The following is a 15,172-nucleotide window of genomic DNA, read 5'->3' as shown; positions in this document are numbered from 1 at the left end:
TTTATATGCGCTTGCCAATCGCAATTAGTGCCATTTTAGTAGCATCTTTGGGTTTGAATGCACCTGTTATGCCTCAACCTCCTATACAGGTAACACAAACACGAGCATCTACTAGTTTCACCTTTGAACAATTTAAGATTAATTACCGATTATGGAGACGGCAAAGAATCCCTAACTATCGCTATGAATTCACTAGAAGTTGCAATTGTTTACCCAAAGCCACAGAACTGGTGATTATTCAAGTACGTAACGGTGTCACAACTTCTATCACTTCTAAAGAGACTGGTAAACCAGTAGATGCACAATTGTTTCAAAAATACAATACTATTCCTAAACTCTTTAATATCATTAGAAATGCGCTCATTAAGAAAGCGGCAAATCTGACCGTACAATATGAGCCGAAAATTGGCTACCCAACTCAAATTAACATTGATTATAATAGTCAAATAGCTGATGATGAAATCTTCTTCACAATTAAGAATCTGCAACGAATCAACTAAATAGAGCTAACGAGAGCATACATATATAACGGTTCTCAATTGCATAAAATACAGCGCATTCATAGGGAACATTGCTCATTGGTGTCAACTTAACGTGAAAGCCAGTAAGCAAGAATATTTTGAGACATTACCTCATTTACCTGTACCTCGTTCCCAGTCTCCGACTGGGAATGCCCCTCATTGAGGCTCCGCCTCCCTTACTTGCGGCAGAGCAGCATTTCCCAGTCTCTGGCTGGAAACGAGGGTTATGGTTGTAATTGCCCGACCTAAATTTAATTACTACGATCCTTGAAAAAGGTCATTAATTGAAGTTATACTCTGTTTAATTTGTTCTGTCAGAGAAGTTCTTAACAAGTCAAGGCTTTCGGCTGAAAAATTGAGTAATCCCAAAGCATATAATAGGCTGGAAATACCAATAAATAGAGCCAAAAATCTCCCAAAAAACCCGGGATTAATTTCAATAAAACCTAATTTAGATTGTCCGATTACAGCAATAGTTATAAAAACAATTCCTGTTATTAAAAATGTGCTATTTGGAGTTAAATCTGTCATTTTCCTATTAAGATGCTTCAGTACTTTTATAAGAAGAATTCAGAACTCAGGAGTCAGAATTCAGAATTGAATTCTGTACGACTGGGTAATGAATATTGGTTTAAAACCTTGCCCGCAAGTGGCGCGAAAAAATTTAAAATATTCTCGCCTTAAAACTCTATCTCTTTATGGGTAGAGTATTCTGAATTCTGAATTCTGACTCCTGTTTTATTGTAGCTATTATTAGTTTAAATTTCTGCCCCGGCTATATGCAAAAACATAAAAATTTTGCTACTCAACATCCACCCACCCGACGATAAGGAGGCTCTGGTTAGTTCAGTATCGGTGCTGGATCTGATCGTGTGCTACGATTTATAAAGATATATTCTGATTTTGAAACCTATTGAGCGACAAATAGCGTTGATTGTTTCGATTCTGTATAAATCGTTCTATTTCGTTCAGATACCGAAGGAAAAACCCAGATTCTGCAATAAGCAAACTAACTCATGCATCTCTGGAAGAAATCAGATATTGTTAAGTTGCAGCTGATTTAAACCTCAATTTTGCTTTTTAAAATTTTGTTGAAACTATGCAGTGGTAAACCTTTCAGCATCAAAAAGCCAAAATGTTATTACTCATGATACTAGACTTTGGTTTAGTTTATATATTAAGCTACACTAAGCCGATAGGAATAGTGGGTTTTTATGGAAAGCTTCCAAAAGGTCAGTCAAGAGTTGAATGCAACAGGAGATACAGCACTAGAGCAATTACAACAGTCTACTCCAAAAGAGTTCAAAAAAGACATTTTCAAAAAACTCAGAGGTGGATTTTTTCTGGTACTGGGATATTTATTGTCACCACTATGTTGGTGGAATGATCTACTATTCAATCTGCCAATAGCTTATGGTTTTGGGTATGCGTGTAGTTTACTTTCCCCAAAATTACTTCTACCTTGTTCAATTATAGGGTACTGGCTTTCTAATATTGTGGGAATTCTCTTAATGCAATTCGGTTCTAAGGAAATTTTTCAAAAAGAACCTCAAGAGCATAACCTCAAAAAAGAATTAGTCACGGGTCTAATTTCTTCAACAGTTTATACTCTGTTGATTATACTATTGATTCAGTTGAAGATTCTCGACTCTCCCATTTTATTCTCCAAGGGTTAATTTAGTTTGTCACGTTTATGGGTTGTAGGGGCGCACATTTGTGCATTGGTGTCAACTTAAAGTGAAACTTAGTCTATAAGCAGCTTTTAAGATTGTCTCGTTGTCTCGTTCCCAGTCGGAGACTGGGAATGCATTCCGAGAGGCTCCGCCTCAAGACTTGCGGCAGAGCCGCAATTGAAGAGCATTTCCAGCCAGAGGCTGGAAACGAGGTTTGAAAAGGGTTTTGGCTTAAGTTGACACCAATGACATTTGTGCGTCCCTATGTATAAGCAGATATTTCATTAAAAATAATCTCAATTTTTATCAAATTTTAAAATTTCACTTAAATTAAACAATTTTGGAGCCTCCTTACTTACAATTAATGGCAGCTTACCATTCCATTTTTCTATTGCTTGCCTTTCTAGAATTTCTGGAGTTAAACCATCACGTAATAATCTGTGTGCCTCAGCCTCTCCTTTGGCTAAATTAACTTTTGCCTCAGCCTCTTTTGTTGCTTTTAGCGCGATAAACTCTGCTCGTTTTGCTTCTTGTTCAGCAATCTGCTTCGCCTCCACCGCCTCACCAAATCGTTCTGAAAAATGGACATGAACTAGAGAAATATCATCAACTGCAATGTGATAGATACCCAGTCGTGTGGACAATGCATCATCTACTGCACCTTTGACTTCTCCGCGTTTAGTAATAATTTCTTCAGCAGTATACTTTGCTATGACTGCTTTTAGGACTTCTTCAACGGCTGGGTTAATAATCCGAATGACTACATCTTGTTCATCTCCAATTTCTTGAAAAATGGCATTTGCTTCCTGGGGAATAATATGCCAATTGAGAGCAACATCGACGAAAACATTTTGTAAATCTTTGGAAGAAGCCTCAGCCGAAATTTCCTGTTTTTGGACTCGAATACTCAACTTTTTCACAGTATTGACTACAGGAATAATTAAGTGAAGTCCTTCTCCTAATATCTGGTTTTGTACTTCGCCAAATTTCATCAATACACCACGTTCTCCTGCATTTACAATCACACAAGGCGTGAGCAAGAGAGTTATCAGGAACAAAAGAGCAGTCAGTTTACCGGCACTGTTAAAAGTTGTAATTTTTTTCATCTGTGTGAAACATATATGCGTCTGGGATAGAGACACATATTTAGGAGTTGTAGGCTTCTTTCTGTCATGCTCTTATAACTTTGGCTCTAAGTCAATTTTCATGTCACTCTAGCCAAGGTAATAAATAACGCTTCTCGTTTGATGAGAAGCGCTAAGTAGGTAGACATAATTACAGCAGTTTTCATGTATTTGAACCACATCTGTGGTAGGGGCAATTCATGAATTGCCCCTACCGCGTGGTCTATTTACCTGAAAATAGCTGTAAATGTCAGATAAAACTTTTGTTCGTAGTGAGCGATAAATCCTTCTATATAAGGTTCTCAAGGGCTAGAGCCGCTTACTACGAGCGATGTATTAGATTTAGCTAATGTTTTTGTCCACCAAACTCATTAGCTGCTTATCCAGCCCAATGAGATCATCTCTACCGTAAGTCCCGCTCCTAAAAGTGAGTGTGAGGCTTGTGCTGATTCAGCTAAACTAAAAACGGACGCGCCAGAAAAAAGCTAGAAACTGATTTAGCATCTACCGGCTCTCCTTCCAGAATAGCTTTCTCTAATTCTTCGGGAGTCAAAAACACAGTTTCGATATCCTCGTCTGCATCTTGTGGTGGTGGTGTCTCTAGCTTTTCTAAATCTCTTGCCAGAAAAGCATAGATAATCTCATCAGAATAGCCGGGAGCTAGGAAGAATTCGCCTAATTTGTCCCATTTTTTGGCACTATAGCCAGTTTCTTCTTCAATTTCACGCTGTATCGTTTTTAAAGGATCTTCATTTGGTTCCACAGTTCCCGCCGGAAATTCTAATATCCGTCCCTGAATTGCAAAACGATACTGGCGCACGAGTACAAGTTTTCCCTCTGGTGTCACCGGTACTGCTAAAGCACCACCAGGATGACGAATACATTCCCATTCTCCTTCTGATTTATTCGGCAAACGCAAGCGATTAACTTCAAAATCAAATTTGCGCCCTTTATAAAACAAGCGTTGTCTCAGCAGTTGTGGTAATTCTCTACCTAGTGGCATAATAAAATCTGATTATCTGTGAATACAGAGGCGAAATCAGCGTTCTTCTGCGTTTAAGGATGGTAATTTTAATTGCCCATCCATAAATGTACATCAGAACAGTCTACCTCTTTCAGCAGTTCTTTAATAACACACCCAGAAACTGGTTCTATCCAATCTGGGGCAATTTCTGCCAGTGGTACTAATACAAAAGCCCGATCCCGCATTCGTGGATGGGGAATCTGAAGGTTTGGTGTATCGATAATAAAGTCATCATATAATAACAAATCCAAATCTAGGATTCGTGGCCCCCAGCGTTCCTGACGCACACGCCCAAATTGTTGTTCAATTCCTAACAAAATTTCTAATAACTGCTGGGGTAGTATTTCTACCTGCAATGTGACGCAGCCATTTAGGTAATCTGGCTGTGGTGGACCCACGGCTTTGGTTTTGTACCAATTGGATTTGGCTTCTAAGAGAATACCTGAAGTTTGGGCTAAAGTTTCTATAGCTGCTTCTAAAATTGTCTGTGAATCGCCGATATTACTACCAAGTGCAAGGGCGCTGCGTCTGGGCTTTACTTCGGCGTAGCCAGCCCCAAGCATCGCACTCTCCTTAATTAGTCCGTTTTCGGGCTGTCTTTGTGGATAGTTGGCTGCACCTGTTCCAGAAAATGTCAATAGTTTTTATATTCCCAATAATCAAGTAAGTGGGCATAAACAATCATGTGAAAATTGCAGCATTTTTACAAAACTAAATTGACGAAATCTAAAAAACATTATTTTCTGGTGAATTTAGTTAATTATTTATAGGATATTATACTAACACTATGGTAGTGCGCTAACCCCAAAGCTGATTGATGGTGGTTAGATAGTTTTTACTACTTTGAGCGAGGAACTGACGTGGGGAAGCTTACCTCCTGGTTCAAGCGAAGACCAACTAAATTTGAGTGACTCTGGATAAGGAGGAACGAATGAGAGCTTACCACCAGCACATCTGGCGCAGACGAGGCAGTTACTGAGCAAAATGAAAATTTTCCCATCTAGGATGAAGGCCAATCAGGCAACTGGCGGCAAACCATTCTATTGTCGCATCTGGTTTTGGACAGGCTTGGGTGTAGGTGGTGGGATAGCTGCCTTGCTATACGGTGTCAGTTTAATAGATCAGACTTTGCCAGATCAGGCGGAGTTGAATGCCGTGCTGAGAGAGCAAACACTGACTATCAAAGCTGCTGATGGCACCATATTACAACAACAAGGTGAAGCGACTAGAGAACAGCTAAAGCTGGAACAAATACCAGATAATTTAAAAAAAGCTTTTATCGCCTCAGAAGATAGAAGGTTTAAGCAACACAACGGAGTTGATCCTCAAGGGATTGTGAGAGCGAGTTTGAATAATTTGCGATCGCAAGGTGTGGTAGAAGGTGGTAGCACTATTACCCAACAGCTAACGCGGATTCTCTTTTTGAAACAAGAGCAGACAATCTGGCGCAAACTCAAAGAAGTCCGCCTAGCACAAAAAATGGAGCAAGAATTAACCAAAGATCAGATTCTAGAGCGTTATCTGAATCTGGTTTATTTGGGTTCTGGAGCTTATGGTGTGACAGATGCAGCCTGGGTATACTTTAGTAAATCACCAGATCAGCTTTCCCTAGCGGAAATGGCAACGATTGCGGGATTAGCTCCCGCCCCTAGCTTGTACGCCCCAGACAAGAATCCAGTAGCAGCAAAACGGCGGCGGGACTTGGTATTGCAACGGATGCAAGAAGATGGAGTGATTACGCCAGAACAAAGGCAGGCAGCGCTTCAGGAGCCACTCACCCTCAAAAGCAGTTTACCTAAGCGACTGCAAGTAGAATCACCCTATTTTACCAGCTACATCCAAAAAGAATTGCCGAAGTATGTTTCCCAGGATGTGCTAAAAAGTGGGGGTCTAGTAGTGGAAACCACGCTAAACCCAACTTGGCAGAAGGTGGCAGACGAGGCAGTAGCGAAAACACTGCGAAATCAAGGACGCTGGGAAAACTTTAAGCAAGCAGCAATGGTGGCCATTGACCCCCGGAACGGTGAAATTAAGGCAATGGTTGGGGGAAAAGACTTTGGTAAAAACCAGTTTAATCGGGTTACTCAGGCACAACGGCAGCCAGGATCGACATTTAAAGGGTTTGTATATGCCACTGCGATCGCTAGCGGTAAAAGCCCCTACGATAGCTACGAGGATGCACCCTTTGTCGTAGATGGCTATGAACCGAAAAATTATAGTGAAAAGTTCCACGGTTCAATGAACATCCGAGATGCTCTCACCCGCTCCGTTAATATTATTGCGGTAAAGGTGTTGATTGATGTGGGATTTACGCCAACGATTAAACTTGCCCACGATATGGGGATAAAATCTGAACTCAAGCCCACCTATTCTTTAGCACTTGGCTCCAATGAAGTGAATCTACTGGAATTGACCAGTGCTTATGGCAGTTTTGCAACTCTTGGATTGCATACAGAGCCTCATGGTATTAGCCGGATCATCAACCGCCAAGGTAAGGTGATCTGGTCAGCTAATTTCAAGTCAAAACGGGCCCTTGACGCTGACAGTGCCGCCATCATGACTTGGATGCTACGCAACGTCGTAGAAGCGGGGACTGGTGGTGCTGCTCAATTAGGTAATAGACCAGTTGCAGGGAAAACTGGCACCTCCGACGAAGCCCGCGATTTATGGTTTATTGGCTACATTCCCCAGATGGTGACAGGGGTCTGGCTGGGTAACGATGATAACCGCCCCACAGACGGCACTAGTGGTAGTGCGGCTTACACCTGGCACGAATTTATGGAAAAAGCGGCAGAGGGAATGCCAGTAGAAAAGTTTCCCAAACGACCCAAGTTAGAAGGTCGTAAAGGCACTATCAAAGCCCAGTCCATCAAGCCTAAACAAGTACTGAATCGTTCTATTGACTCTGATGATGACTCAGAAGGGGAAAATTCTAGAAATTCTAATTCTGAGGATACTGGTTCATCTAGGAGACGGAGAAGCAGGAGGAGCTATTCTCAAGAAGAACAGCAATCTAGCGATTCTACCCCAAGACAGAGAAGGCGCGATCGCAACGAAGAATCAAGTTCCAGTAACTCTTCCTCAGAATCATCTACTCCACGGCGGCGAACTAGAAGAGTAGAATCTGATTCTCCCCCGCCTCAAAGAACTCGGCGAGAGTTACCTCCAGCAAATAGTTCCGGTTCTTCAGGTTCTTCATCACCACAACCTAGCTGGCGGGATAGACTTAGACCTCCTCAGCAATAACAATTCAAAATTCAAAATGACGCTCGCGGACTCGCTCTAAGCGAACGCGGGAGCGTCTCGTAGAGATAGCTATGCCGTTGGCGAACGCGAGAGAGTGTCGCAGACAAGCCCATTGGTGTCAACTTAAGCCAAAACCCTTTTAAAACCTCGTTTACAGCCTCTGGCTGGAAATGCAGATCCTGGTGGCTCTGCCGCCAGTCATCAGTGATAGGTTAAGGTCATAAACAATTTGTCAATAAGTAATAGTGCTTAAAATTAGGCGGAAATACGGGTTAAAAACACAATTTTTGCCTAGCGATCACTTAATATTGAAACCGATCATTCATTCCAGGTCGAAAAAATCAGTACAAATGTGAATTCAATACTTCACATTTTGGTAATTTTTAACGATAATTACGAATTGACAAAATTCATGTAGTCTTAACCTATCACGAATGTCCGCAAGTTACGGAGGCGGAGCCTCAATGAGGGGCATTCCCAGTCGGAGACTGGGAACGAGATAACGAGATAATCTGCTAAAAGCTGGTTCTAGGCTGGTTTTCACCTTAAGTTGACACGCATGAGACAAGCTTCTCCAAGAGAAGACTTTACGCTGTGCTAACAAAATTCAAAATCAATACCTTTTGCAATTTACCAGGGTTCAACGCCTGTAGAAACGGAAGGTAATTTTTATAGATTTTCTCGTGTCCGTTTTGCTTCTATTAATTTTTGTAGTTCACCAATTTCATCTATGGTATAAAACTTCGGGTTAGGTTCAGCGTTAATTTTATCCATTAGAGGGTGAAAAGCTTCTGTATCATTACGATTCTCTAATAAATAACGTTTTAACTCTATTTTACTCATTGCTGCAAACTTGGGCTTGGTCATTCGTCGTATCTCCATTCACCATTTCGGTTAATTACAATACCTGTTTCTTCTCCAGCCAAGATATAGACGTCTGCTGTTCGTTCATCTAATCTCCCTCATCTCCCTCATCTCCCTACTCTTTCCCATGCAATATCAACTTGCTTAAACTAAACTTCGGGGGGATGTTAAGTGATACGCTCATCTTATAGCGTATTAAATACTGTTACCTAACATTGGAGAATATACTCATGCATTTATTGATGCAAACAGCAGCACCAGCCATAGATGCTGCTCCTCATTTTCCTTTTGCTTTCACGTTGGTGTATGTCGTTGGTTTTATTGCTGCTGTCAGCATTGGTTCAATAGCTTGGTACAACTCAAAACGCCCCGCAGGTTGGGAAAGCAAAGAGCGGCCTGATTTTGTGCCTAAGATTGATAAAGAAGAAACTCCGGGTCTGGGTGAACCGAAGTCAAAGTAGTCATTAGTCATTAGTCATTAGTCATTAGTCATTAGTCATTAGTCATTAGTTATTAGACTATTGACTAATGACTAAGTAAGTCGTTGGAAATAAACCAAATTATGTTACGAAACGTAAATAGGCTTAAAACCTTGACAAATACTTCGGCGTCGCTCAGTACAAGTGACGAATGACGAATGACAAAGGACAGCCCCAGCCAGTTAGCTTTAATTGCGCCGACCTACTTATAATTTAGTTTTGCACTTCAACCCAACGGCGGTAAAGCTTTTGAATTTGTTTGAGAAGTAGATTGTGAGCTGGTTGACTTGAGTCATTCAGCTTCGCTATATCCTGCAATTGGGTCAGGAGTCTGGCTTCTTCGACGGCAACATCACCATCGCTATAAATTAACCCACTGATGGCTTCAATCAGATTTTCGCAATCTTCAAGGCTGGGGCGATCGCCTAAATATTCCTGCACCCAGTCATAGCACTCTTTTGGCTCTACAGGAACTAATTCGTACAGCCAAGGCTTAATTTCTGGATCGTTAGCCAAACCCTTTGCTTGAGCTATTTCGCGCAGATATTGCCGTTCTTCTGGCTGGATTTTGCCATCAATCCAGGCTGCTCCAATCAGGATTTTAACTAAGTTTTTGACATTGGAAGGGGAAACCATTGCTGACTCCTCTGGTAGATTCAGTCCTCCACAAAATCGTACAATCCCAAACAGTATTCACTCGGAATTATTGGTTTTTCTTAAGCGCACCATAAAAAAGCCATCCATGTCCTGTCGATGAGGCCAGACTTTAAACCAACCTTGAGGCGTGTTATGGGCAGAATCAGGAAACTCAAAACCTCTGGGAGACTCAATTTGCCAATCAGGTGACTCAGCTAAAAATGCCGAAATCACTTCTTCATTTTCTGCTGGATGTAATGTACAGGTGGCATAAACTAATACACCACCCGGCTTGACAAAAGTAGACGTATGTGTTATTAATTCTTTTTGCAGCACCGAAAGTCCCCGGACAGATTCTGGTGTCTGTCGCCAACGCGCATCAGCATGACGGTGCATCGTTCCTAACCCAGAACATGGAGCATCGAGTAATACGCGGTCTGCGGTGTTTTGAAATTGGGTAAAATGACGACTGTCACCAGTGTAAATTTGAATAGATTGTAAATTCAGCCGTTGAGAATTTTCTTGGAGTTTACGAAGACGAGAAGGAGTGCGATCGCAAGCCCAAATTTTCCCTTTATCCCCCATTAACTCAGCGATGTGGGTTGTTTTACCCCCTGGTGCAGCACAGACATCAATTACCACTTCACCCGGTTGGGGATCGAGCAAATGACTTACCAATTGAGCGCTACTATCTTGGACAGTCCACCAACCTTCTCTGAAACCAGGTATTTTTTGAATTGACCCAGCACTACCAATCAATCTTAAAGCTTGGGGTAAGTGAGGAATCCGTCTCACCAAAATACCAGCAGATTGTAAAGCCGCCTCAACTTCTTCGATGGAAGTGCAAAGCGAGTTGATTCGCAAGTCAATTGTTGGTGATTGGTTCATCCATTCACACAGTTTTTCCGTGTCGGCTAAACCCAGTTGTTCTAACCAAACTTGAATCATCCAATCAGGAAAGCTGTGTAAAATGCCCAAGCGTTCCACTGGATTTTCTGGGAGTTGTAACGGATCAGTATGGAGAGATGAGGGAGATGAGGGGGATGAGGGGGATGAGGGAGATGAGGGGGATGAGGGAGTGTTGTCTTCCTCTGCTCCCCCTGCTCTTCTAAGATACTGGCGTAATAGACCGTTAACAAAACCCGTGAGTCCAGAAAAACCGTTTTCTTTAGCGAGTTGGACGGTGGTATTAACAGCAGCTGAGGCGGGAATACGCTGTTGATAACGAAGTTGGTAGAAACCCAGATGTAAGATGGTGCGAAGGTCTTGGGGTTGTTGATCGGATTTCTTTTTGGCGATTTGATCAATGAGAGTATCAAGAGTACGCTGCCTTCTGACGCTGCCATAAACCAATTCTGTCACCAAGCGGCGATCGCAATCAGCCAAATTAACTTTTTGCAGCACTCTATCTAGGGCAACATCAGCATAAGCCCCCTTATGAACATCTCGCAGGGCGATAAAAGCTAGTTGACGGGCGTTTGTCATGGAAACATGATTCAGGAGTCAGAAGGCTTTTGTATTCTAACTCCCAACTCTGCCAATTTTAGATTTTGAATTTGGGATTTTGGATTGAAGGAAAAATCTAAAATCTTACTTGGAAAGTTCTGAGCGAAGGAAATCTCCGCTCAGACTTTCCGCAAAATCTAAAATCTAAAATCTAAAATTGAATGACTCTTAACTTCCTATCGAGTCAGATACGGGTCTACACTGGCGATTTCAAACTCACATGCTCTAGAAACCTGTTCTGGTGGTAATTTACCAAAGCTAATTAATGGTAAATAAGTGGGGTTTGCCATCAGTTCTTTTGCTAATAAGAACCCAGTAATTGTCCAAGTTTGATATTTTCTGGCTTGTTTCCCAATCAGTCGCCCTTTCTTACCGTCGTAATATTCTGGCCATTCATCTTCAATGAGGCGTGGTTGAGCAATTTCAATCGCTTTTTGTGCAAGACTTGTTTTGTTAGTTTTCACCGCCGCCGCCGCTAACATCCACATCAAAACTGGCCAACTACCAGCATTATGATACGACCAGGGTATATTTTTGGGGTCACATCCAGTTACAATTCTGTACTCTTCATTTTGCAAAGCTGGGAAACAAATTTTCATTGGCATATCTCCCACTAAGTCATCCCATCGTTCCTCAATGAGAGTCATAATCGCTTGTGACTGTTCTTCGGTGGCTAAGTCTGAAATGATTGCCATTAAGTTTCCGAGGGAAAAGAAGCGAGTATCTAGCTGCGACGGACCAACATTACCTGCTAGATAACCACCTTTTTTGGGCAGCCACTTATCTAATTCATAATAAGGAAGAGAATCTACATATATATTGAACAGATTAACAGCAGTCTTGCCATATTCTTCACTTTTGAAGCGATAAATTGCATTCAAGCGATTAATATCTATCCAATAATGCTGGCGAATATGAGCACATAAAAGAGGCAACCGATTATCAATCGCTTCAACAATATCGGAATTCCCTTGACAAATTAGCAGTTCACGAGATGCACGCAATGCCGTGTAAAAAAGAACTTGTAGCTCTAGAGGATGCCCATAAATGCCCATACGACGGTCAATCATACAAGCACCATCTGGAACCAACAGCGTTGGGTACATATCAAAACGATTCGCCAAGCAGATTTCCATGATTAACCTGATACCATTTTGGAATTCAGGTTTATAGGCTAGAGAAAAGTCATCTGTGGCGACTACATAAGCACGCAACAAAATAATCCACCATAGGCAAGAATCTACAGGTGTAACTCTAGCGATCGCATGTTCACCAAAGTCTGCTTCTAAATATTCTTGCCCATTTTCTGATACAACTTTAAAGCTAGCTGGAATTAATCCTCGTCCAGGCTTATAAGCATCTAATGCCCTTTCTTTAGGCTGTAACTTTAAGGTTTCTTCTAAGAAATTGCGAACAATATCTGTTCTACCTTTGATTAGAAAAATTAGACCTGAAGAGACAAAATCCCGGACAAAGCACTGATCATAATTGAGTGCCTCTACAGATGCATCATAGGCGGCTACTGTACCAACAGGGCGTCCTTGATAGTAGAGAATTGATTTTTCTAGCGCTCGCCATGCTTCTTCCACTTCTTTTAAATTTTCAGTAGTTTCCAATTCGTTTAGGTGCATCGCCAGAATAACTCCATTTGGGTTGTGAATTTGTCGTAGATGCGTCTTCATTTATTGTTTTTGCTACTCTCAGCATAGCAAAAACGATTCTTTGAATAGCAAATATAATTGGCAGAAACATTAATTAACTAACAATGAATAAATCTGCTGACATTTATGCACTTTATTGCTAGTTAATTTGTTTATAATCGATTACTTTTTTGGTTAATTTTGTTCTTCTTCACCGCCAGCCGTAACATGATTCTTCAAAACAGTCACACAAGATATATTTTTAGATTATTTATTATTCTCTTTGATGTTTGGAATCTTTGCTTTACCAAACAAAAACATATCTTCAGTGCTGTTTAAGGTTTGCGTGAAGTTCAAACTGGTTGCAGTATATTTACTTGAGCAGGATTAGTTTTTGACACGAAGATGTCAGATTTCCCCCATAATCTAATAATTTATAACTTTTTATCAGAATATGCAAGATAAATGCTTAAAAAATTGAAGAGTTCAATACTTCTGAAGAGTTATATATTTTACCCTAATGATAGTAGCTTGTCATTAGAGATTGTGCTATCAGTTTAATTTAGTTGGTAACTTATTTATCAAAGTTAATATATTTGTGAGGGTTTAACTGCTCCTGGAATTCTTTATAAGCCTGATTAATTGCTTGCATTGAGGCTTTTGCGATCGCAGAACTGTTGACATCAGGATGATACTGCCTTGCTAATCGAAGATAGGTAAGTTTGACATCTTTGGGATGATAGCTCTGATTTACACCCAAAACTTCCCACCATCTCCCAGATAATACAGAGTCAAGAGTAAATTTATCAAAGCTTTGCATTTGACTCCAAATCTTCAGGCTTCCGCCATTACCGCCACTTACCAGCGTCTTACCATCAGGACTGAAAGCAACGGGATTACACCCAGAAAGACTTTGTAGTAGTTCCCCAGTATGGAGGTTCCAAAGTTTGATAATACCTTCTCTGCTGGCACTGGCGAGGGTTTTTCCATCAGAGCTGATGGCAACAGACAAAACCGCCGCTAAGTGTCCAACCAGAGTACTGAGTAATTCTCCAGTTTGGAGATTCCACAGCTTTATTGTGGCATCTGTGCTACCACTAATAAGAGTTTGACTGTTAAGACTGATGGCAAGTGTATTTACTGCTCCCAAATGTTCAGTGAGAATATAGCGCTGTTGCCAAGTTTTGACATCCCAAAGCCTAATAGTTTGATCAGCGCTACCACTTGCAAGGATTTTACCATTCGGACTGATGGTGACAGACAAAACCGCACCTGAGTGTCCATTCAAGGTGCGTTTTATTGTTCCCGTGTAGCCTCCCCAAATTCTAATCGTCTTATCGGCAGCACCACTAACAAGAATTGCCCCATCAGGACTGTAGGCAACTGAGTTAACAAAACCATTATGACTGTAGGGAGAGTTTAAATAAAAGAATGTATAGAGAAACTTTTTTGTGTCCATCTGCCAACTGCTGATTTTGCAATCGACACTACCACTTGTAATCTGCTGTCCATCAGGGCTGATAGCAACAGATAAAACTGCCTCTGCTTGTCCAGAGAACGTGTAAAGCCATTTACCTGTTTTCAAGTTCCACAAATTAACTTGTCTGTCATCACTGCCACTAATCAAGGTAGTACCATCAGGACTGATAGCGATCGCATTAACTGCCGCTAAGTGAGCTTTGACTGTGCGTACACATCTCCAGCTTTCAGGTGGCTGGGTTGTCAGAGATATTATTTCTGGTTCAATATTGGGAGTAGAAGGTTTAGGGGTAACAAATTCTGATTTTTTCTTGAATTCAGCCTTGAGCGATCGTAACTCATCCTCGACTTCCAAAACAGCAAATTTTTGGTTGAGATCCTCACCAGATAAAAATGCTTCTAATTCCATCACTGCTTCTGAATGGGCATCCATCAGCAAAACTTTCTCTTCCATCCGCTCAAAAAGCTGTGCTGGAGTTTCCCTAATTCCAGATTCATCTAACAGTTTGGCAATACCATAGGCGGCGAGTCCCACCACTGCACCAATTCCCGCCATCGGTACTGCACCAATCCCAAATGCCAGCCCTACTTTAGGTGCAACTAAACCCATAGCACCGACGACGCTATAAACACCAGCACCGCCGACTGCACCAACTCCCATTGTAGCGATCGCAGCAGCATCTCCCTCTGCGATCGCTTTAAAAGCGCCATAAGCAGCTGCACCAGCCACAGCGCCAGCACCGACTACAGAAGTTGTACCAATGCCAACAGCGCCAAATCCGCCTGCTAGTCCCATCCCGCCGACTGTTGCAGAAACACCGGCACCTGCTATGGTTCCGCCTGTTATGAATGCTGCACCTGTTCGGAAAGTTTGCGTCACTTGTTTTATTTATAGGTAATTTAAGTTACTCACAATATAGACTTGATAAATTTTTGCGAGTTCAGGGAACTTTATGAAATCTTGATAGGATATGTGAGTT

The 15,172-nt window shown here is 41.5% G+C and carries 13 protein-coding genes and 1 pseudogene; 4 read left to right on the top strand and 10 right to left on the bottom strand.

Features of this window, described 5'->3' with window-relative positions; all coding sequences use genetic code 11:
- Nucleotides 1-5: 5 nt before the first annotated feature.
- The gene (locus V7K27_RS06845; protein WP_334945555.1) at nt 6-500 is read left to right on the top strand and encodes a DUF6174 domain-containing protein; all 495 of its coding nucleotides are present in this window, start codon (nt 6-8) and stop codon (nt 498-500) included.
- Between the two features lie 279 nt (nt 501-779).
- On the opposite strand, the gene V7K27_RS06840 is transcribed toward V7K27_RS06845, so the two are convergent.
- A complete protein-coding gene (locus tag V7K27_RS06840) occupies nt 780-1,052 on the bottom strand; it encodes a hypothetical protein (protein ID WP_334945553.1) in 273 nt (90 codons plus the stop codon).
- Nucleotides 1,053-1,735: 683 nt separating this feature from the next.
- Between V7K27_RS06840 and V7K27_RS06835 the strand changes: the two genes are divergently transcribed.
- Nucleotides 1,736-2,197, top strand: coding sequence for a hypothetical protein (locus tag V7K27_RS06835; RefSeq protein ID WP_334945551.1), 462 nt, complete (start codon nt 1,736-1,738; stop codon nt 2,195-2,197).
- Nucleotides 2,198-2,490: 293 nt separating this feature from the next.
- Here the strand turns inward: V7K27_RS06835 and V7K27_RS06830 are convergent, their stop codons facing one another.
- The 3 genes from V7K27_RS06830 to folK form a co-directional block, all read right to left on the bottom strand.
- Nucleotides 2,491-3,300 carry a prohibitin family protein gene (locus V7K27_RS06830; RefSeq protein ID WP_334945549.1) on the bottom strand — a complete coding sequence of 270 codons (810 nt, stop codon included), beginning with the start codon at nt 3,298-3,300 and terminating at the stop codon, nt 2,491-2,493.
- Between the two features lie 472 nt (nt 3,301-3,772).
- Nucleotides 3,773-4,321: an NUDIX hydrolase gene (locus V7K27_RS06825; RefSeq protein WP_334945547.1), complete on the bottom strand. Its 549-nt coding sequence runs from the start codon at nt 4,319-4,321 to the stop codon at nt 3,773-3,775.
- Between the two features lie 68 nt (nt 4,322-4,389).
- On the bottom strand, nt 4,390-4,905 hold the full coding sequence (folK, locus tag V7K27_RS06820; protein WP_334945617.1) for a 2-amino-4-hydroxy-6-hydroxymethyldihydropteridine diphosphokinase: 516 nt from the start codon (nt 4,903-4,905) through the stop codon (nt 4,390-4,392).
- Nucleotides 4,906-5,326: 421 nt separating this feature from the next.
- On the opposite strand from folK, the gene V7K27_RS06815 reads away from it, so the two are divergent.
- On the top strand, nt 5,327-7,588 hold the full coding sequence (locus V7K27_RS06815) for a transglycosylase domain-containing protein (RefSeq protein ID WP_334945545.1): 2,262 nt from the start codon (nt 5,327-5,329) through the stop codon (nt 7,586-7,588).
- A gap of 669 nt (nt 7,589-8,257) precedes the next feature.
- Here the strand turns inward: V7K27_RS06815 and V7K27_RS06810 are convergent.
- Together V7K27_RS06810 and V7K27_RS36420 are read right to left on the bottom strand one after the other, a co-directional pair.
- Entirely contained in the window at nt 8,258-8,455 is a 198-nt protein-coding gene (locus V7K27_RS06810) for a DUF6887 family protein (protein WP_334945543.1), read from the bottom strand.
- Nucleotides 8,452-8,535 (bottom strand): annotated as a pseudogene (locus tag V7K27_RS36420) (DUF6888 family protein); the annotation flags it as partial. The gene V7K27_RS06810 and the pseudogene V7K27_RS36420, both read right to left, overlap by 4 nt.
- A 147-nt stretch (nt 8,536-8,682) precedes the next feature.
- On the opposite strand from V7K27_RS36420, the gene psb35 reads away from it, so the two are divergent.
- Nucleotides 8,683-8,913, top strand: coding sequence for a photosystem II assembly protein Psb35 (gene psb35 / locus V7K27_RS06805; protein WP_334945541.1), 231 nt, complete (start codon nt 8,683-8,685; stop codon nt 8,911-8,913).
- Between the two features lie 231 nt (nt 8,914-9,144).
- Here the strand turns inward: psb35 and V7K27_RS06800 are convergent, their stop codons facing one another.
- From V7K27_RS06800 to V7K27_RS06785, 4 genes are all read right to left on the bottom strand, one after another.
- Nucleotides 9,145-9,567, bottom strand: coding sequence for a tellurite resistance TerB family protein (locus V7K27_RS06800; protein WP_334945538.1), 423 nt, complete (start codon nt 9,565-9,567; stop codon nt 9,145-9,147).
- Between the two features lie 57 nt (nt 9,568-9,624).
- Entirely contained in the window at nt 9,625-11,052 is a 1,428-nt protein-coding gene (locus V7K27_RS06795; protein ID WP_334945536.1) for a 16S rRNA (cytosine(967)-C(5))-methyltransferase, read from the bottom strand.
- Nucleotides 11,053-11,249: 197 nt separating this feature from the next.
- Nucleotides 11,250-12,704, bottom strand: coding sequence for a glycoside hydrolase 100 family protein (locus V7K27_RS06790; protein WP_334945615.1), 1,455 nt, complete (start codon nt 12,702-12,704; stop codon nt 11,250-11,252).
- Between the two features lie 583 nt (nt 12,705-13,287).
- Nucleotides 13,288-15,072 (bottom strand): DnaJ domain-containing protein, encoded by a 1,785-nt coding sequence (locus V7K27_RS06785; protein ID WP_334945534.1) that lies wholly within the window; start codon nt 15,070-15,072, stop codon nt 13,288-13,290.
- Nucleotides 15,073-15,172: the final 100 nt, after the last annotated feature.

It is taken from the genome of Nostoc sp. (assembly GCF_036919575.1).
Classification (GTDB): Bacteria; Cyanobacteriota; Cyanobacteriia; order Cyanobacteriales; family Nostocaceae; genus Nostoc.
This window is presented reverse-complemented; position numbering and strand designations above follow the sequence as displayed.